Annotated in this window: 21 protein-coding genes; 7 read left to right on the plus strand and 14 right to left on the minus strand. The window is 60.2% G+C overall.

All coding sequences use genetic code 11. The features are described 5' to 3' along the window. A partial coding sequence (locus tag AC0L17_RS33095) for a hypothetical protein (protein ID WP_473518811.1) occupies positions 1–226 on the plus strand: 226 nt, incomplete at its 5' end. A 182-nt stretch (positions 227–408) separates the two neighbouring features. Here AC0L17_RS33095 and AC0L17_RS33100 read toward each other — a convergent pair. Continuing rightward, positions 409–777 carry a winged helix-turn-helix transcriptional regulator gene (locus AC0L17_RS33100; protein ID WP_167366537.1) on the minus strand — a complete coding sequence of 123 codons (369 nt, stop codon included), beginning with the start codon at positions 775–777 and terminating at the stop codon, positions 409–411. 92 nt (positions 778–869) lie between these two features. Here AC0L17_RS33100 and AC0L17_RS33105 point away from each other — a divergent pair, with 92 nt between their 5' ends. Beyond that, positions 870–1,475: an NADPH-dependent FMN reductase gene (locus AC0L17_RS33105; protein WP_128176248.1), complete on the plus strand. Its 606-nt coding sequence runs from the start codon at positions 870–872 to the stop codon at positions 1,473–1,475. Positions 1,476–1,573: 98 nt separating this feature from the next. Here the strand turns inward: AC0L17_RS33105 and AC0L17_RS33110 are convergent, their stop codons facing one another. Beyond that, positions 1,574–2,011 carry a winged helix-turn-helix transcriptional regulator gene (locus AC0L17_RS33110; protein WP_473518812.1) on the minus strand — a complete coding sequence of 146 codons (438 nt, stop codon included), beginning with the start codon at positions 2,009–2,011 and terminating at the stop codon, positions 1,574–1,576. A 97-nt stretch (positions 2,012–2,108) separates the two neighbouring features. On the opposite strand from AC0L17_RS33110, the gene AC0L17_RS33115 reads away from it, so the two are divergent. Further along, positions 2,109–3,089: a quinone oxidoreductase family protein gene (locus AC0L17_RS33115; protein WP_473518813.1), complete on the plus strand. Its 981-nt coding sequence runs from the start codon at positions 2,109–2,111 to the stop codon at positions 3,087–3,089. A 112-nt stretch (positions 3,090–3,201) separates the two neighbouring features. Here AC0L17_RS33115 and AC0L17_RS33120 read toward each other — a convergent pair whose 3' ends face one another. From AC0L17_RS33120 to AC0L17_RS33145, 6 genes are all read right to left on the minus strand, one after another. Continuing rightward, entirely contained in the window at positions 3,202–3,417 is a 216-nt protein-coding gene (locus AC0L17_RS33120; protein WP_473518814.1) for a hypothetical protein, read from the minus strand. A 141-nt stretch (positions 3,418–3,558) separates the two neighbouring features. Then, positions 3,559–4,200, minus strand: coding sequence for a hypothetical protein (locus AC0L17_RS33125; protein WP_473518815.1), 642 nt, complete (start codon positions 4,198–4,200; stop codon positions 3,559–3,561). A 22-nt stretch (positions 4,201–4,222) separates the two neighbouring features. Continuing rightward, entirely contained in the window at positions 4,223–5,551 is a 1,329-nt protein-coding gene (locus tag AC0L17_RS33130) for a gluzincin family metallopeptidase (RefSeq protein WP_473518816.1), read from the minus strand. A gap of 119 nt (positions 5,552–5,670) precedes the next feature. After that, on the minus strand, positions 5,671–7,536 hold the full coding sequence (locus tag AC0L17_RS33135) for a TPR end-of-group domain-containing protein (RefSeq protein ID WP_473518817.1): 1,866 nt from the start codon (positions 7,534–7,536) through the stop codon (positions 5,671–5,673). Between the two features lie 247 nt (positions 7,537–7,783). Beyond that, the gene (locus AC0L17_RS33140; protein ID WP_473518818.1) at positions 7,784–8,068 is read right to left on the minus strand and encodes a hypothetical protein; all 285 of its coding nucleotides are present in this window, start codon (positions 8,066–8,068) and stop codon (positions 7,784–7,786) included. Further along, complete coding sequence (locus AC0L17_RS33145; protein WP_473518819.1) at positions 8,065–9,789, minus strand: hypothetical protein; 1,725 nt, start codon at positions 9,787–9,789, stop codon at positions 8,065–8,067. The genes AC0L17_RS33140 and AC0L17_RS33145 overlap by 4 nt, the downstream gene beginning before the upstream one ends. A gap of 887 nt (positions 9,790–10,676) precedes the next feature. Between AC0L17_RS33145 and AC0L17_RS33150 the strand changes: the two genes are divergently transcribed. Together AC0L17_RS33150 and AC0L17_RS33155 are read left to right on the plus strand one after the other, a co-directional pair. Continuing rightward, a complete protein-coding gene (locus tag AC0L17_RS33150) occupies positions 10,677–11,912 on the plus strand; it encodes a class I SAM-dependent methyltransferase (protein ID WP_473518820.1) in 1,236 nt (411 codons plus the stop codon). Positions 11,913–12,089: 177 nt separating this feature from the next. Then, positions 12,090–12,479: a carboxymuconolactone decarboxylase family protein gene (locus AC0L17_RS33155; protein ID WP_473518825.1), complete on the plus strand. Its 390-nt coding sequence runs from the start codon at positions 12,090–12,092 to the stop codon at positions 12,477–12,479. Positions 12,480–12,676: 197 nt separating this feature from the next. Here the strand turns inward: AC0L17_RS33155 and AC0L17_RS33160 are convergent, their stop codons facing one another. Further along, a complete protein-coding gene (locus AC0L17_RS33160; RefSeq protein ID WP_167366605.1) occupies positions 12,677–13,318 on the minus strand; it encodes a hypothetical protein in 642 nt (213 codons plus the stop codon). A gap of 128 nt (positions 13,319–13,446) precedes the next feature. Beyond that, positions 13,447–13,779, minus strand: a complete 333-nt coding sequence (locus AC0L17_RS33165; RefSeq protein ID WP_473518821.1) for a hypothetical protein — start codon at positions 13,777–13,779, stop codon at positions 13,447–13,449. A 242-nt stretch (positions 13,780–14,021) separates the two neighbouring features. On the opposite strand from AC0L17_RS33165, the gene AC0L17_RS33170 reads away from it, so the two are divergent. Both AC0L17_RS33170 and AC0L17_RS33175 read left to right on the plus strand, forming a co-directional pair. Next, positions 14,022–14,681, plus strand: coding sequence for a L,D-transpeptidase (locus tag AC0L17_RS33170; protein WP_287223612.1), 660 nt, complete (start codon positions 14,022–14,024; stop codon positions 14,679–14,681). Positions 14,682–14,691: 10 nt separating this feature from the next. Then, a complete protein-coding gene (locus AC0L17_RS33175; protein WP_287172588.1) occupies positions 14,692–15,204 on the plus strand; it encodes an OmpA family protein in 513 nt (170 codons plus the stop codon). A gap of 194 nt (positions 15,205–15,398) precedes the next feature. Here AC0L17_RS33175 and AC0L17_RS33180 read toward each other — a convergent pair whose 3' ends face one another. The 4 genes from AC0L17_RS33180 to AC0L17_RS33195 all read right to left on the minus strand — a co-directional run bounded on the left by AC0L17_RS33180 (position 15,399) and on the right by AC0L17_RS33195 (position 18,560). Then, positions 15,399–16,055: a DUF1579 family protein gene (locus tag AC0L17_RS33180; protein WP_473518822.1), complete on the minus strand. Its 657-nt coding sequence runs from the start codon at positions 16,053–16,055 to the stop codon at positions 15,399–15,401. A gap of 121 nt (positions 16,056–16,176) precedes the next feature. After that, positions 16,177–16,920, minus strand: coding sequence for an SDR family oxidoreductase (locus AC0L17_RS33185; protein WP_473518823.1), 744 nt, complete (start codon positions 16,918–16,920; stop codon positions 16,177–16,179). Beyond that, positions 16,917–17,282, minus strand: coding sequence for a putative quinol monooxygenase (locus tag AC0L17_RS33190; RefSeq protein WP_023799825.1), 366 nt, complete (start codon positions 17,280–17,282; stop codon positions 16,917–16,919). Before AC0L17_RS33190 ends, AC0L17_RS33185 begins: the two co-directional genes overlap by 4 nt. A gap of 285 nt (positions 17,283–17,567) precedes the next feature. Then, positions 17,568–18,560 (minus strand): cupin domain-containing protein, encoded by a 993-nt coding sequence (locus AC0L17_RS33195; RefSeq protein WP_473518824.1) that lies wholly within the window; start codon positions 18,558–18,560, stop codon positions 17,568–17,570. Positions 18,561–19,031 lie beyond the last annotated feature (471 nt).

The following is a 19,031-nucleotide window of genomic DNA, read 5'->3' on the forward strand; positions in this document are numbered from 1 at the left end:
AATGTGGCTTGATTGCGGTTTAAAAAACGCCCCATGCGCCATCTGCGCCAAACTTCGGCTCCCGCGCAAAGCCCTCCTTGTGGGAGAAGGTGGATCGGCGCGCAGCGCCGAGACGGATGAGACACATCGCCCGGCGCCGGGCGCCATCGTAGATGAAAGGTGCGCGGGCCGCTTTCTCTGGTATATCGGCTTTAAAATCGAGCCCTTGGCTCAAGCCGCTATCTGATTGAAATGAAACAGAGTTTGAAGTTACTTTCATGGCAGGGGTGTTGGCCGGAGCACCGTCGGTGCCAAGCTGGAACACCCCTCATCCGACCTCGCTTCGCGAGGCCACCTTCTCCCACAAGGGGAGAAGGGCAGGCGAGCGGTTTTTGCCGCGCTGCCGCCAAGCCTTGCGGCGCAAAGGTTTCAGGCATGTATCTCATCGAACTTTTCGCGCGCTGCCTTGACCCGCTCGGTGTTCTTGCGCGCCCATTCGCCGAGCGCGCCGACCGGCACAAGCAGCTCGTAGCCAAGGTCGGTCAGCTCATAATCGACGCGTGGCGGAATGGTCGGAAACACGGTCCGGGTGACGAAGCCGTCGCGCTCCAGCCCGCGCAACGTGGTGGTTAGCATTTTTTGCGAAATGCCGCCGACGGCGCTGCGCAATTCGTTGAAGCGCAGCGGCCCGTCACCGAGCTTGCCGACGACGAGCACGGTCCATTTGTCGCCGACGCGCTGCAGGATTTCCGAGATGGCGCGGCAGTCCTCGGTGCGGTGCGGGTGCCTTGGTATCAAAAAGGTGCCTCCTTGCGCCTTGTGAGCACAGTCACTCATATAGCTCAGGTATCTAAACGATACCAGTAATTCGCCTGAAGGAGAGCCCCTCTATGTCCAAACCCAAAATCGCCATTGTCGTCGGTTCGACCCGCGCCGCACGCTTCGCCGACGTTCCGACCCAGTGGATCGCCAAGATCGCCAAGTCGCATGCCGACATCGACGTGGAGGTGGTCGACCTGCGCGACTTCCCGCTGCCGTTCTTCGACGAGGTCGCTTCGTCCGCCTGGGCGCCGTCGCAGAATGAAGTGGCAAAGCGCTGGCAGAAGAAGGTCGCCGAGTTCGATGGCTTCATCTTTACCGCCGCCGAATACAACCATGGCCCGACCGCCGTGCTGAAGAACGCGATCGACTACGCAGCCAATGAATGGAACAAGAAGCCGGCCGGCTTCGTCGGCTATGGCAGCGTCGGCGGCGCGCGTGCCGTCGAGCAGCTGAGGCTGCATGCGGTCGAGCTGCAGATGGCGCCGGTCAAGTCGGCAGTCCATATCGCCTGGGGCGATTTCCTTGCCGTCCGGCAAGGTGAAAAGAAGCTCGAGGAACTCGAGCACCTGAACCAGGCGGCGACCGCGCTGGTCAACGATGTTGCATGGTGGGCCAAAGTGCTGAAGGCGGCGCGCCAGGCCGACGCGGTAGCCGAGGAAGTCAAGGCGGCCTGAACCGCAGACCAGGACAATCCTTCCGAGGGTTCATGCCTAGAAGGATTCCGGGGGCGGCGCTTGCGTCGCCCCTTTTTGATTCAGGCGATGGCTGGCATTCAGGCGATGGCTGGCGGGCGCGCCTGCCGAGGCCTGATGATGCAGTCGGCGAGGCGGTCCATCTCGTTCAACTCATCCGCATGGTGCTGACCCCACGCGCAGAGCGCCAGAAGGATAGGCTCGAGGCTGAGACCGAGGTGCGTCGCCGAATATTCGACGCGTGAGGGGATCTCGGCAAAGATCTCGCGTCTGACAAGGCCGTGTTCCTCCATTTCGCGAAGCTGCTGGATCAGCACTTTCTGGGCGATATCAGGCACCAGCGTCTTCAGCGCCGACAGCCGCCGGGGGCCGTCGAAGAGATGGTAGAGAATGACAGCCTTCCATCGGCCCGAGATCACCTTCAGCGCGCGTTCCGCCGGCAGCAGCGGCAGTCTCTTGGTTGGCAGCCTTTTGGTCGGCCCCGTTTTGGTCGGCCCCGTTTTGGTCGGCATGGCCATGGTCACCTCCTGGCCAGCAGGGGACAAATGAGTGTGTAGTCGCGATCAGGCAGATAGTGGCAAACAGCAGCCGATGCCATAGCGATGAATGCATGCCATGAGAGCCATTCAACTGAACCGTTTCGGCGGTCCCGACGTCCTGGACGTCGTCGAGATGCCGAAGCCAGAGCCGCAAACAGGCGAGGTGCTGATCCGCGTTCATGCGGCCGGCGTGAATTTCTTCGAAGTGTTGATGCGCGGGGATCGCTACGCGGTGACGCCGCAATTGCCGATGGTTCTCGGCGTCGAGGCTGCCGGCACCGTGGAGGCGCTTGGTCACGGGGTCGACATCTCGTTGGCCGGGACACGCATAGCTGCGCCGCTGTTCGCTTCGAAGCGCCCGTTTGGCGGCTATGCCGACTATGTGACGATCGATGCAAGGCTGGCCGTGCCTTTGCCTGATGCGCTCTCATTCGAAGACGCGACGGCTTTGATGGTGCAGGGACTGACGGCTTTTCATCTGCTGCGGCAAAGCCCGCCAGCCGGCAAATCGGTGCTGGTCACTGCAGCTGCAGGCGGTGTTGGCTCCCTGCTGGTCCAACTCGCCAAACGCCAGGCCGCCAGCAACGTGATCGCGGTCGCCGGGAGCAGGGTCAAGCTCGACCTTGCCCTGTCGCTTGGCGCCGATGCCGCGGTCGATTACAGCACGTCGTATTGGCCCGCGCGAGTGCGGGAGGCGGCTGGCGGCGCCGGCGTCGATGTCGTGTACGACATTGTCGGCGGCGCGATGACGGCGGCATCGCTGGAGGTTCTCGCGCCAGGTGGAGAGCTGGTGTTTGCGGCGCTGGGCAGATACGCAATCGGCGCTGCGCAACTGGAAGCGATGATCACCCGGAACCAGTCCCTGCGAGGTTTTGCCCTGCTTCCGCTGCTCTCCGCCGACGGCCTCAGGGCCAGCCTGTCGGAGCTTTTCCAACTGGCCGCCGGCGGCCAGCTTGCCGTGACGCAAGGCGGCCGCTATCCGCTCGACCGGGCCAACGAAGCGCACCGCCTGCTGGAGGAGCGCCGCTCGACCGGCAAGGTCGTGCTGATACCTTGAGTGGTGTGGTCGATTACTGCGCACAGGCTCCGTGCAATGCGTGTGCTCAAATCGTGGGAACAGCGCCAGGAGCCGACTTCTGGCGGGCCGGATTGCAGGCGGTGAAGGCCTTCTAAATGACTATTAAACCTTGTGCGGCGTCCTCTATATTGCCATTCAATTTGATCACAACCCAGCGTACCTTATTCGCATCGTTGTCCGCGTTTTCAGTTGCCTCAGCAATCATCGGCAGTCTTGTTTCTTTTCCTGTCTTCGAATCATCGACATGGACTTCAATTTGATCGTCCGGTTGCGCGCCAGCCCGATCGAATGAGGCGTAGAATTTCAAGTCGGCCGTCAGAAGCTCATCGCCAACAATGTCAAAGTATACAATGCCCCCTTGATGATTTTAACAGGGCTTACTTCCAGATAATCTATATCTACAGCCATATTAAGTTCCTCCCTTGTTCCTGCCTCATGTTCGACGAGATCAATCTAGATCGCCTGCTTTTCGTGGCGTCCATCCGCTTGATCTTGCCATCACGCCGCCCGATCTACCCATGCTGCCACCGGATCTGCCCATGACGCCGCCCGATCTACCCATGCCGCCGCCCGACCTGCCCATGCCTCCGCCATGGGCCTCTCCAGATAACAGGATTTGCTCGAGTGACCCCGTCTCTGCGTCCAACCTGAGCGAATGGTCACTCTTGTCGTAAATCCATACTTTCATGTCCTTGGAGAAAGCCCCAATCTGAAAGCCGAGACCCGTTCGCGCACTGGAGCCGGGAACTCGGGACAGTCTTTTGTACGCAACTTTGTTGTCGGCATTGGTCGGGGGAGGGTCGTCGGGGTCGAGGCCAGCCCCATGGACGAGAAAAATCGCTGGCGGAGCCAGTTCATAAAATGCTCCTTCAAAGGAAAAAGAAAAAATCCGTGCCAAACGCGCGTCAGGCTGTTCCTTCCCAGCGGGACCAGCAGCATGTTCGAGCTGGCGTCGCAGAAAATTGTTGTTTCCTGGTCTTGGTACCTGCCAGTTATCGTATATGCCGCCTCCTTTCAAAATCACGTCTTCAAGCAGACGACCAAACAGATATACAGACGATACGCCAAGTAGTGTTTCATTATCTGACATCTTCCTCTCCACTAATTATTATCTAACTGGACATCGACCTCGCCAACAGAACTCTTTCTCGATAGCTCATCTTCGGAAAATTAGATATATCTCTCGGCAGCAAGGTGCGCGCCGAATGGGAATGGCCGCGGCGCGGCCTGTTGTTGATCCGCCTGCCAGCGTGCAGCTCGCCGATGCCCCGACGCCTGAAATTGCGATCGATAAGCCTTGCGAACTCACCCCCCGTTTCGACCTCGTCGACGGCGAGCATCGCCGTCGCAACATCTCCATAGTCCAGAAAATCGGGCCCCAGAGCCCATAGCGTTTCGGCGAGATACATCCCGACGACGTCGCGCGCATCGAGCAGCGCCTCGCGGAAACCGTCGGTCCGGCGGACGAAAGCACGGTCGAATGCGTCCTGTAGTGGCGCCCGGGCAGCCGGATCGGCTTCGGCGACATCGGCGAGATTCTCGACCTCGGACGAGATCAGGCCGCGGGCCACCAGGCTCTCGTGAAAGATATCGACCAGGATGTCGAATATCGCGCCGGTGAGCGGCTCCGATAGGTCATGCTCGTTCTTCCAGCCGTAAACGAATTCGGCCATCGTCCGCTGGTTGTTCGCCAACCTTATCTGGCTATGCGGCGAAAATTCCGAAAAGCGCGCGAGACGGTTGGCCAGATAGAGGTTGCCGCGCGTCTCGCCAAGCACATTGTCGATCACCGACGGGAAATGCATGGCGGCGATCAGCGACACGCAGTCGGAGAAGGCTTCCTGGAAGCCGACATATTCGGGGAACTCTTTGCCCAGCCCCGGCACGCCCAGCACGGCGAAGGCTATCGCGTGGCCGACCTCGTGAGCGATGATGTCGAAGTCGAGGCTGAAAGGGAGGATAGTTCCGTCCGTCTCGAACTGGCTGCCCACTTCGAGATAGCCGTAGCCGAACTGCGCATTGTTCCACGTCGGCAGGATCGAGATTTCCAGACGCTCATGGTGCTCGCGGAAATGCCATGCAACCGACTGGCCAAGATAGCGTTCCCACACATCGAGCGTGAACCGCACGGAGCCGAAGAGATGCGCGGCCTCGAAGCCGGGCATCGATGGCTGGTAGTGATCGAAATTGCCGCGCTCGTCGGGCACTGCCGGCGCGAGGATATTTCCTGTCCAGGGCGGCAGATAGATAAACGGCGTTCCCAAGGGCGCGCGGTTCACGCCATAGGGCCTGGTCTTGCCGACCGGCTCCACGACATACATTCGATCGTCCGACGGGCCGACACCGACGCTTCTGAGCGGCGATGAAACCGTGACGATTTCAGGGCACGCTCGAGCGTCCTCGAACGGAGGCTGGACAAAGAGCCTGAACCGGGTCGCCATCCCAGTACCCCACGACCTATATTAGCTTAGCATAAATTAATCTCCGTTGCTTGGCGAGAACTTCGTAAGCAACGTAAGCCTTTTGTTTGTCGGGTCTGCGAACGCGCCCCGGCCCCGCCCTATTCCGTGAGTTCTATCAGCCTGGGATAGCGCGGGTGGCCGCGAATGGACTCGAAATCGGAGTCGTTCTTGAACCACAGCTTCATTTCCGTGCCGACCTGAGGCAACCAGGCCTCCAGCAGGTCGATCGACCGGTCGCTCTCGCCCAGCAGCGCATAGGTGCAGGCGGCATTGTACTGGATGTTTATGTCGCCGGATTCGGTCGCAAGGGAGCGCTCCAGCCATGCCAATGCTCGATCGTGCTCACCGAGGAAGGCGAGCATGATCGCGCCAAGGCATCCGACATTGGCATTCTCCGGGTGGAGCCTTAGCTCCTCCTCGGCCTTCTCTATCGCGATCCGCGCATAGTTTTCGGCTTGATCGTTCTGCCCGAGCGAGCGGAAGACGTTCACGAGCATAACCGGCGCACCATAGTCCGCCGGCTTGATCTCCATTGCCCTCAGGAAATACGTCGCTGCCATTTCGAACTGACCCTGGGTCACGCAGAACTCGGCATAGTACCGATTGGCCTCATGGCAGTTAGGATCGATGGCCAAAGCCCGCTCGAAGGCGGCAACCGCCTCGGCGCGGCGACCAGCGCCCGAAAGGGCGTGCCCCATGGCCGCATACGCTTCCGGCAGATTGGGGTCGATAGCCAACGCCTTTGCAGTGGTTGCCAGAATATCCTCGACCTGAATGTCGAAGCCAAATTGCGAGCGGAGCCGCGTGTTGCAGACCGCGATGCCGGCATAGGCTCGAGCATAGCTCGGGTCGAGTTCGATAGCCCTGGCGAAACTTTGCCTGGCCATCAGGTGGTTTGCCTTCGACGCGATGTGGTAATACTCGCGGCCTCTCAGATAATGCGTATAGGCTTCGACATTCTCGGTCGGCGCTTGCTCGATCGCCTTCTTCTCCTCGGGAAGGAGTTTGACCTTGAGCTGCTCGACGATTGCCTTGGTGATCCCGTCCTGCACGGCGAAGATATCGGTGAGGTCGCGGTCATAGCGGGCGGCCCAGACGTGGCCGTCGCTCGCCCCTTCGGTCAGTTCGGCATTGATCCTGACGCGGTTCCCGGCTTTGCGGACGCTTCCCTCGACCACATAGGCGACACCGAGTTCACTGGCGATGTGTTCCAGGTTCAGGGCGCGGCGCTTGCAGGCGAAGACGGTGTTGCGGCTGAGCACGAAGAGGCCCGAAACGTTGGACAGGTCCGTGATGATGTCCTCGGTGATGCCGTCGCTGAAGAACTCCTGGTCGGGATCGTTGCTCATATTGGCGAAGGGCAGGACGGCCACCGAAGGCTTGTCGGGGCGCGTCCCAATCTCGCCGGTCCGCATGTCGCTGCGCGAGGCGACATTCCCCCAATTGGCGAAATAGACATGCACCGGATGGGACATGTTCTTCACCGTCCTGGCACCCTGATCGGCGAAGTCCAGGTCGAGTTTGTTGCCGACCTCGTGGCGCACCGCCTCCGAACAGGCAATGCCGCCGGGTACGGCGAGACCTTGCAACCGGACTGCCATGTTCACACCGTCGCCGTAAAAATCGTCGCCGTCGACGACAAGATCGCCGAGATTGATGCCCATCCGAAACTTGAAATGGCGGTGTTCCGGGATCCCGGCGTTGCGCTCTACCATCCCGCGCTGGATTTCTACGGCACAACGGGCGGCGTTGAGAACGCTGCCGAACTCGACAAGCAAGCCGTCGCCCATCACCTTGAAGATGCGCCCGCCATGCTTGGCTACAGTGGGATCGAAGAACTCGCGGCGATGCTGGCGAAGCGCGCCGAGCGTTCGCTCTTCATTTGCTTCCATCAGGCGACTGTAGCCTACCACGTCGGCAGCCAGGATCGCCGCCAGACGGCGCTCAACCCGCTCCTCGGACATGCCGTCTCCGAAAAACGTCGATACTACACGATTTAACGGCATACCTGTGAACGTTTTTCGATGTGGGCCGCAGCGCGAGGGTGCGGGCTTGGATCGACATCAGCCCGCGTTGGAGAACTTCCCAAGCAGGAAGCCGTGGGGTGCAGGGTGGATGCTATGGGGAAAGCGCGGGGCTGGCGGTACCAGCGGGCCGACAGCCGCAATCGGGGTGGCCCCAAACCTTGTGTCGGTCGGCCCTGCGCCTCATTCAGGTCGTTGAGATCAGTTTTGCCGTTTCCTGAAAGCAGACATAGCCAACGACCACGCTGGAGATCATGGTTGCGCCTGTAACCAACGATCCCGCCATCGCGGACAAGGGCTGAATCAAACCATTGACGTTACTCTGCGCTGAGATTCTGCCTCTGAGCGGCGGCACACTCTTCCAAAAAGCAGGACGTTTCGAAGCACGATCAATCGCTTGAACGATTAGGCCGAAATAGCGGAATCCGCATGCAATAAATTGGCGAGGTTCTCGTCCCGTGTCGTCGATCAATCCCGGCGCGGATCGTAAGGCCTGGCGGCCCGTTGAGCGACGCGCTCGCGGTACCTCGCGTCGGTACCACTTCGGTTTTCCGGCTTGGTAAGCGTTTCGACAGGCTTCCCGAGGACGACCAGCAGCGCGTCCCATTCTTCCTGGCCGAGCGTCTTATAGCGGTACTTCAGACCCGGCGAAGCCAGGAACTGCTCGATCTCAGGCCGCGCGAAAGAGGCCGCAGGGCCAATGCGGCGAAAGCCGCTTCGCACGGCATCGGTAGCCGCGGTCAGGTCGCTGAAGCCATACTTGCCTGGATCGTAGACGGAGTACTCGCGCAGCAGCCGCAACAGGTCGGGGACGGCATCGACGCCGCGGTCGCCCTGGCGCTTGATCAGGCCGGTGGCAAAGCGGCTGACCGCCGGATCGGCGAGAATCGCGCGCTCTTCCGGCAGAGGATCGGCGTATGCACCTACAGGGAGGCCGGCCAGGGCATTGATCCAGTGGCGCGCCTCCTTCTTGTCGGTGGCCGCGAGGTAGCGGCTGGCGGCGAGCCGCCGCAGATCGGCGGAGTCGCCATCGACCTGTTTGATGATCGCCCACAGCCCGTCTGAGGATCGCACCCGCGGGTCCTCCAAGATGCGAACCAGCAGACGCCGGTCGCTCTCGCCGAGCGGCTGGTCGTTCGCGCGGAACGAGTCCATCCACTGATTGGCGAGCGCGAACGCGGGATTCCTCACCGGCTTACGCGGATCGTCGAGCGCTCTGGCAAGTTCCTCGCGCGTTCTCGTTTTCGCCGCTTCGATATCCACGCCGCGCGAAACGCTGGTGTGGTCGAGTAGCAGCCGGTTGACCGGAACCTCGGCGTAAATCCTTCCGTCACCGAGCCGCCGACTCTCCCAGCCGAACCGGAAGTTCTCGATCCCGCCCGAAGCCCCGATCAGCAACGGCGCCGCGGGGGCAAAGATCGACAGGATCGACTGCCGCAGCAGCACCTGTTCACCGGCGTCGGTGATGGTGAGCGCCTTGCGGTGGGGTGCGGAGGGTTCGAGCGACCAATCCACCCGTCCCGATCGGGGCTTGGCATCGGGCACGACGGGGCCGTCCTCGATCGCGATAGTGAGGTCGGGTTCGGGGGCGTCGTCGCTTTGCAGCAGCGCCTTGCCCTCTGACATCATCAGGTTCCATTCGGCTGCCAGCGCGCGCTGAGGGGCGAGCGGATCGGAGGCATCGTAGCGCCGCTCTTCCAGCAGGCCATGCCCGAAGACGGTGCTTCGTTTGCCGGGCGTCGAGTCCGGCACGATGCGATAGGTATTGGAATGACCGCGAAGGGTCTGGACGCGGACTGAAGTGACGCCCGGGGTCTTGAGCAAGGCCGCGCATAATGCGTCGCAACGGCCCTCGAACGGGCGGGCGAGGAGAACGTCGCCGTTGAGCGCAATCGGTGCGCTCGACTGAATGTCCGGCTCCTCCAGGCTGGCCAGCATATCCCTCGCCCAGGTGAGGCCTGGCTGGGGGATGGTCCAGAACAGTGCCAGCGTCGCGGCGCCCGACATGACGTTCAGAGGAACGCCTGAAAGGAAAAGCCCGAGCAGCAAGCGGAACAACGCGAAGGCGACGCCATACAGGAAGGCCGTGGGCATCGACGCGAGGATGAGCCCCGGGATAATCAGGAAACTGCCGATGATGACCAGCCATGGCATTGTCAGCGCCGCGAACGCGCCGATGCCGGTGATGATCAAGTAAGTCTTCAACCACATGCGCGGAACCTTACCGCGCAGGACTCAAAAAAATGATAAAGCCACTGTTCTCGGGTCGGTGCCGTTTTTGGGGATCCGCCCGTTGACGAATCTCGTTACGCTCACCTCAAAAAGCTGTCGATCGTCCGCCTTTGGAGGCTCTGGCGCCTCCATCAGATGACCGACTCGGTGAAGGCTTTTCGATGCGGGCGCGCAACGCAGACATCGGCCCGCGTTGGAAAACCTCCCAAGCATCGATCAGGCGATCTGGCCTTCTTCCGTGACCTGGCCGGCCTTGCACTCGGCTGACACCTTCGCCGCCTGGCTCGCGCCGCTACGCAAATCCGAATGGGTCGGAGATAGTTGCGCTGCGTCTCCCGTGAGAAACGCCACATGTTCATGTCGCCGATCAACCGCTGGCGCAAAGGGCTGATGGGTGTGCATCGAGAGCGGGATGGGTCATAGTCAGGCCCCTTGTTGAAGAAGCCCGTCATGCTCTGCCGCCGCCGAATGACGCTCAATGCGGGCGCGACGACCGGTCCCTGATCTCTACCTCAACCGCAGGCGCCCTCCCGCGTAGCGGGTTCGTTCTCCGACCCGAAGCAGAGTCTCACACGCGACGGCGGCATGGCTGCTTTGCGCCGCATGTCCGTCCTTGAGGCGATCTTTGCGATTGCCGGATAGCAGACGCTGCCGGCGACCACCTTGGACATCTTATTGCGCCAGGGTAGACATTTCCGATCGCGGGGGCAGGCGGCCCCGGATGGGTCGCTACTTCGGCATTGGGAGGAGACTTCTGAAGTCCGATCCCTCTCCGCCCCAGATCGGTATTGATGTACCGACACCGGGCAGTCATACTTACGGGGCAAGTGACGAGAAAACGAGCCACAATGCGTCTGCTGCCAAATCTGCTCTCCCGTTTTGTAAAAAACGGGCGCCTGACTGTCATATTCGAGGACGGTTTCAGGCAAGCCTTCGGCAGTGGACAGGATGGGCCCGACGTGACGATCCGCCTAACCGACAAAGCGGTCGAACGCGAGATCTTCTTCAATCCGGAACTGAAGGCGGCCGAAGCCTACATGGATGGCCGCTTGGTGATCGAGAACGGTGGCAAAGCATTTGACCTCTTGTCACTTTTTTCTGTCAACCGCACTGGGTTGGCAGCCCACCCCGTTCAGAAGGCGTTGCGGAAAGTCTGGCGTGCGTTGCGCCGGCGCCAGCAGAACAACAAGCTCGGTCTCGCCGCCAAAAACGTTCAGCATCACTACGACATCCCGACGAAATTTTATGAGCTATGGCTCGACGAGACAATGACCTATTCGTGCGCCTATTACACGGCACCGGACAGCAGTCTGCAGCAAGCGCAGATGGACAAGCATCGCCACATTGCCGCGAAGCTCAAGCTAGAGCCAGGCATGCATGTGATGGAAATCGGCTCAGGCTGGGGCGCTCTCGCCATCTATCTTGCCAAGTATTGCGACGTGAAGGTCACGGCGATCAACGTTTCGACGGAGCAATTGGCGGCGTCTCGGCTTCGAGCGATCGAGGCCGGGGTCGCTCATCAGATCGATTTTCGCGAGGTCGACTATCGCGAGGTCAGCGGACAATTCGACCGTGTTGTCTCGATCGGAATGATGGAGCACGTAGGCGTCGCTCATTTCGACAGCTATTTCACAACCATCAGTAGATTGTTGAAGGAGGGCGGCTTCGCATTGGTTCATGCGATCGGACGCATGTCACCGCCTGGTACGACGGCGCCGTTCATCCGCAAGTATATCTTTCCAGGTGGGTATGTGCCGGCTTTGTCAGAGGTGTTTGCCTCGTTGGAGCGCACGGGGATCTGGTGCGCCGACTGCGAAAATTTGCGGCTGCACTATTACTGGACGATCCACGATTGGCGTCTCGGTTATGAGGCCAGGCGCGAGGAGGCAGTCGCCATGATGGGCGAACGCTTCTGCCGTATGTGGGATTTCTATCTGGCGTCGGCCGAACTCGGCTTCCTAAACGGTTCAAATTTTGTCTTCCAGATCCTGATCTCGGCTCGCCGTGACGATGTCCCAATCATCCGCGATTATATTGTCGAAGAAGAGCGACGCCTACTGAGCTCGATGCAGACGAGTGCGTAGTTTCGCTACCTACACCGTGGGCCCGGTCCGCTGGTTAGCTCGCCCTGCAGGACTCGGATGACATCATCGTGGGGGGGCTTGCAGCTGGTGGCGAGTCATTTCTAAGGCTCCGCCCGCGCCCGAGTACCGCCCCGGTCAAGCGAAAGCCACCGCAACCGGGACCATTCCTCCCAAGACCTGGTCCAACTTCGGGCACGTCAGATTGTGGGCAGCGAGTATCTCACGGCGTTGCACAAGTCCAACCTGCGAAAAACGCAGGATACGGACGAACGCATCGCCGCAGTAGCGCAGTGGAAGGCGGCGACCTGCTTCAGCGAAGCGGAACGGGTTGCACTGGCCCTTGTCCAGGCCATTTTCGTCTCGGATGCCGGCAACGAACGCGGTTCGGATGCGCTGTACGCCCGAGCTTCCAGCCTCTACGACGACAAAGCGCTCGCCACGCTCGCTGTTGCCATCGGCCAAGTCTCGTTTTTCATCGCGGTCGCGCTGTTGGAAAACCACTGCCTGGGCGCTCGCCAAGCGAAAGCTGGCGCTAGGAGTTATGGGTACGCGTTCGTCCCGACATGAATTCGGGCTAGGCGTTCTTGCCAAAAGACGTGATGTGGAGCCGGCGACTATCCGTCGGCTCTACCAACCACGTCGCTTCGCCAATAGATGGGCCCGGCTTTCAAAGCGGTCATTGTGTTGCCGGCCAGTTGAAGTGGCCTGCGATAGGCGACAAAGCCCGGATGCGCTGTATCACCCCGACTGCATTGACCTCCCGCTCAAAGAACGCTCTTTTCAGGGCCATAAGCTTTGGCGAGACGGACCATGCCTTTCGTTCGAAGGCGTTGGTACCAATAGAATAGTATCATCAAGCCGGTTGTTGTGCCGGCACCAAGGCACAGTGCAGGCGCCAACGCTGATCCGACATATAGTGCTAGAAGGGTCACGCCCGCCGCCGCGACAATGGCATTTACGAAAGCGATCATCGTCGCGGCTGTGGTCAGATGCGCCAGGAGCGGCCCGGCACGCAGCGACGGTTCGGCGTCGTTTTCTGGCCAACGGCCGAACTCTTTGGAAAACTGAAAAGCAGCATCCTCCCCCAGCGTTCGGTAGTAGGCCCTGATCCGGGCAATGCCGATATGGGCCTGCATGTTCTCGGCGGCTATATCGATCAACCTTAAGACGGTGAAGCTACCCAGCAAAAAGAGCGATGGCAGCACGGCTAGGAGAAACGGCTGAAGGAATTCAGGCGACTGCGCGACAAAGCCCGTCGCCACTAGAGCGCTCGATAGCGACATGATGTAGATGGTCGTTCGCGACGCCATTTCGCTGATAGTTGCGCTGATCGCCGATTGCTGCACGAAATGCTCTGTCGTGAGGGCCGCGAGAAGCGCGGTGTGGGGTGTTGTCGTGTCGGCCATTTTATATCTCCTGTGATGAGCATGCCGCCGCTGGCGCATCCTGAGCGACAGAGCCGTCGACACAGGCTGCATGCGCCTACGCGATTGTGCAGATGTTCAAAGAGTGTTCATCAACTTGGCAATTCCGTTTAAATGGCGCCGGAATTCGGCTTGCCCGATGCCTGTATAACGCCGGAAATCGCGGCTCGCATGGGCTTGATCGAAATAGCCTTGCATGGCGGCCAATTGCGCCAGTCCTCCGGCGGGCGCGTCGGCCACAGAGCCCCAACTAGTCGATAATAGCGCATGACGCCCGCGTATCGTTTTGGTGAAAGGCCCACGAGGTTCCGGAACAGTCGATAGAGCGAAGAATAGGACAGCCCCAGCGCGGCCGCGGCAGTAGCAACGCCCTGGTTTGGATCGGCATCTATGAGGCGCACGGCTTCCGCAAGATTTTGAATCTGCTGGTGGGCATTGCTCACACGTCCGGATAGGGCAATGTCGCAACTACGCTCGGTCCCAAACAGTCGCGCCAATTTGGTTAAGGTCCTGGATGGGGTTTAGGTTAGACGTTTGTCTTCGGCAAGATTGTCACAATTGGGTCACTCGCCGCCAAATTGCCGAATGTCCGGCGGACTGAAGCAACGCAGCATTTTCCACTTTGAGGCGAAGTAATTCTCAACTATGGTCCGCCAGGCTTTTGGCATGGGGGGGAATATTGCCGATGGTTTTATCACGCAGGGGTGTCGTGCTCGGCGGCCTGGCGCTGGTCGCGGTGAGTGCAACCAGCAATATTGCTCAAGCCGCGGCGGCAAAATCCTTTTTCGCCGGTACCGCCAGCGACAACAATTTTGTCTATCGCAAGACCAACTTCGCCAAGATCGACAAGAGATGGCATCGCCAGATCGTCAAGTATTTCAGCAGCGAGCCGGTCGGCACCGTCGTGGTCGATACCCGCCACCACTTCCTCTACGTCATCATGGAAAACAAGACCGCCATCCGCTACGGCGTCGGCGTCGGCAAGGACGGCTTCAAATGGTACGGCCGCGCGACGATCGATCGCCGCGCGCTGTGGCCGCAATGGGTCCCGCCCCCCGAAATGCGTAAGCGCAAGCCGGACCTACCGCACATGGTCGCAGGCGGCGCGTCCAACAATCCGCTCGGGCCGCGCGCGCTCTATCTGCACCGCAACGGCGCCGACACCGGCTACCGCCTGCATGGCACGCTAGAGCCATGGAGCATCGGCACCGACGCTTCCAGCGGCTGCATCCGCATGTTCCCGGAAGACATCATCGACCTTTACCAGCGCTGCCCGATCGGCACCGCGGTGCAGGTCCTGCCGCACATCGCCGACCAGGCGCCCGCTTCCACTCCTGTCGAATGACTGGCGCCTCATGAACCTCATGATTGAAAACACGCGCCGGCTGCTCGCCGCTGGCCTGCTGGTGCTGGCCGCATCCTGCTCGACCAGCAACACGCTGGCCCCTTCCACGCCCGACATCACCAACACCGAGGTTGCCGGCTTCCAGAACGTGCAGCCGGGCAGCGAGGAGGATTTTATCCTCAATGTCGGCCGCCGCACCTATTTCACGCAAGGTTCGGCCGCGCTCGATTCTGTCGCCAAGGCCACCCTCGACACCCAGATCGCCTGGTTAGCAAAGCATCCGCGCTGGCTGCTCAAGCTGCAGGGTTTCGCCGACGATCCCGGCGCAAGTGAAACGGCGCTGTCGCAGCAGCGCGCCGATGCGGTGATGGACTACCTCGCCGCCGGCGGCATAGACCGCAACCGCATGTGGGCCAAGGGCTACGGCAAGGACAGGCTCGTCCGCGACTGCCCCGACACCGCCTGCAGGTCGCAGAACCGCCGCGTTGTGTCTAATTTGCGCGATGAGAGGGACGAGCCGTAGGGGGCTGCTGTTCTGCTTGTGACCCGAAGCAGAGTCTCACACGCGACGGCGGCATGGCTGCTTTTGCGCCTCATGTCGGCCGTAAAGATCAGCTTTGCGGCTTCCTGAAAGTAGACAGCGCTGGAGGTCGCGGTTGCGCCATTGCCAAGCACCGGGCGAGCTAATGAGACGCCGGGCCGCCCTCGAGCGGACGGTCACTCTTTCAGCCGTGTATAGAGGCCGCTTGTGGCCAACGTCTCTTGCTGTCCGGGACGCGTGAAATAGAGCTCAAAGACATGGCGATCGTTGTTCTCGATTTTGATTACTGTGCGCATGCCGATCGACTTGCCGACCGTGTCTTCGCCAGCCACACCCTGGTCGGTGAAGGCCCCGGACATGCTGATGGGCCTTTGATTTCCGGATCCAGGGGTGCCTTCGTAGTACATCATGGTTGTGTTGACAGGATCGATCGTAATCCACTCGTATCGGTCGTCCATGATACTGTAGCCGAGCCAGCCTTTGCGCCAGATTGGCGCTCCATCCAGCGTCCCCTCCATCGTGTCTTCGATGTAACGGCCGCCTGCCAACCACTGCCGACGGCTAATGAGGTCGTCCGTCACGAGCGGCGGCTGATCGGGGCTGCGGCCGAGCGTGCCGTAGAAGCTCAACTGGACCCGCCAGGTGCCAACTAGTGGCGCCAGAACCTCATGCGCCTGACCCGGCAATCCGCGACTAAGCCATTTGGGTAACTCGGACTGCGTCGGGGGCGCGGCCGCGGCCGAGCCATCTTGAGCCAATGCGCCGGAAGGAACGGGGAGGGCGAACGCAACGACAATTAGGGCAACGTGTAGTGTCTCAATGATTCTTTTCATCTGCGGTCCATTGTTTATTGGAAATTGCTGTAACGCGCTTGGTTGATGGTCACCGTTGTGAACTTTCCGCGTGAACCGGAGGGATACTGATCTCTTAACCCTTGAGGCTCTATCTGTTCGATCATTCGATGCTGACCAGCGTTTCACCTCCTGAAACTTCTAGAATAGCGCCGGTCACGAAATCATTAGTCATCAGGAAAAGTGCGGCCTTGCCGATATCGTCGACTTTTCCAACGCGACCTGCTGGGAAGCTCTCGCGCACCAGCGCGAAAAACGCCTCCCGCTTGGTTTGCGGCATGCCGGCCCACATTTCGCTGTCTATGACGCCTGGACGGATTGTGTTGACGCGGATCGGACCGAGTTCGAGCGCAAGGGTTCGTGTCAGCGCCTCCAGACCAGCGAACGCGACCATCATCATCGAAGCGCCCATGCGAGGCTTGGTCACCAAGCCTCCAGTAGTGAATGTGATCGAACCGCCTTTCCGCATCTTGGGCGCCGCGTGCCGCGCGCAAGACCAACTGCCCAGGAGCTTGCCATACAGAACGGGCTGCGCGTCGGCCAGCGTTTGGGAGAGGAAGGTTCCTCCAGGACTTGGTGGAGTTGCGGTGATGAGAAGGTGGTCGAGCGCCCCCAGCGTTTCGAATACTTGCTCGACCGCCGCATCGTCGGTCATGTCCAGCGACTGGAAGGTGATTGAACCGTGGGCGCTTTGTTCTGCAGCCAATTTCGCCGGTGGCCGCCGCCCGAGCGCGATGACCTCGGCGCCTGCGCGCGAGGCCGCAAGAGCCGCCCCCATGCCCATGCCGCTTGTCCCGCCAACGATCACGACTCGCTGATTCAGAAGAGACTGCTCGTCACCGGTCATCGCGGATCTCTGCCGCTGGCATATGGGCTCAGCATCTCAAGCCACTGCGTCTCCATGTCGCCCGGTTCGAGCTCACCACCATCTACGACGAACCTCTGGACATAGGCTTCGCTGAAGTGGCTCTTGACTGCATCGACACTGCGCCAGACTTCGTAGATGACGATGAGATCGGGGTCGGATCGATCACGATGGATGTGGAATTGTAGACAGCCCGTTTCTGATCTCGTCGCTTCGAGATCCTCAAGCATCCGGGTAACGAGCGCTTCGCCTTGACCAGGAGCGGCGCGATGCTTGGCGATAATGCAATAGGGCGTGTGTTCGCCAGTGGCTGGTGGGGGAAGATCAGGCAACACCAACGCCATATGAGTCTCCTTCTGGTAGCGGCCTAGGAGGTATTCTGCATTCACACGTCATGCGTTCATGGCGCATGCGAAATCCCGGCTATTGCTCCTTCGATAATCCGCCGCGATGCAGTCGCTGCTTTGGCTCGCGAATCGGTCGAAGTGGTTACGGCATTTGAGAATTTGCAGATCCTGGCGCGGCGCCGCTATGGCAGAAACGCTTGAATGTCTGACCATTTGTCGCACTGATTACATTAGCCGTGGATCGCATCAGGCGATGCAGGACCGATCCCGTCTCTGTTATGCTCACCCGCGCCCGGAATCTCGGACCGCGCCTGGCGAGACGCCTATGAAGCGTTTGAATGCCCTGCTGAAGGATGCATCGGACTCATATCCCAACTCAGACGCGACCTGTGACAGCGACATATATCCGTTCCGCAACCAGGATTCGGCCAGCCTAAGCCTCCATTGCAGGAGATAGCGGGCGGGAGATACCGACAACAGACCCTTGAATCGCTGCGAAAACCTCGATCGCGACAGCCCAGACAATGCCGCCAGGCGATCGACTGGCCAGTCTTCGCCGGGGGAGCGATGGATTCTTGCAAGCGCAGACCCGATTTGCGGATCCCGCACGGCCGCCAGCCAACCAGTCAGATTGTCGGAACACGTCTCGACCCAGGATCTGATTACTTGCGTCATGACAATATCAGCAAGGCGCGCCATTACCGTTGCCGATCCGATTCTTTGCCCATCAGCCTCCCGCGCCATCATAGCAAGGAGGTTTGGCAGGTCAGTATCGCTGTGCTCTGCATAGCGGATATGCATCACCGGAGGCAGCAGTTCCAGGAGCGGATTTGCCGTCGGCCCCTCAAAGCCGATCGTACAGCATGCGATCAGCGATCGCGGACCGCCGCCGCCGGACTTCAATTCGTAGGTTCCATTCCCGATCAACGCCGGTTTGATATCGTCCAGTGGCAAGGCTCTCCCTTTGGGCCGGTCGGACATGGTGTGCTCTGTTCCGTGGGGAAGAAGAAGCACATCGCCGCATTCCAGCAGCAGCGGTGGCAAGCTCTTGGCTTGTATCCAGCACTGACCCTCGAGCATCGCATGAAATCGTACGCCCTCCCTGAACGGCACGGCGATGCCCCAGGGCGCCGTTAACTCGCTGCGGCCATATCTCGCATGGGCAAGGCGCAGGTCGCGCAGCACCTCGCTCAACAAATCATTCTCGGCCGGCTGGTAGCCCATCGTTGCACGTCCAAGACCGGGCCGATTCATGGATCTAAGCGGATCGTCCATATGCATTCCTTGCCTCGAACCTTTGCATACTCTTTATGCATCCCGTTATCTCTTGGTGGGCAGAATATGCTACGGATCGATCCTCTAGGTCCTAAATCTAATAGGTCTGCATGATGGCGGCTGCGCGACTACCGAATTTTCTCGGCTCGCGCGTTCCATACCGAGGCGACGGCGCAATGTCGGTATTTGGCAGACTACGTCGTGTGGCTGATCTGCTCGACGATAGAGTTCCAATCAAGTCCGGCTCTTTCGTGCGATATGGGAAGTCCGCAACGGAACATCAGCGCAGGTTGCCGCGAATGTCGGCTATCCGATAGCAAAAGATGGGGGATCCCTGCGCCGAGCTGTATGTCTGCTCACCTACATATCAAACTACAAGCTGCCGGTCCGCCCTCGTGAAGAGTTTCGGGCGCCAGCAGGCGTACGAAAGTCCCCGAGGAAGGAACCCGCGGGCCACAGGCGATGGCTATG

This window comes from Mesorhizobium sp. WSM4829, assembly GCF_055811475.1.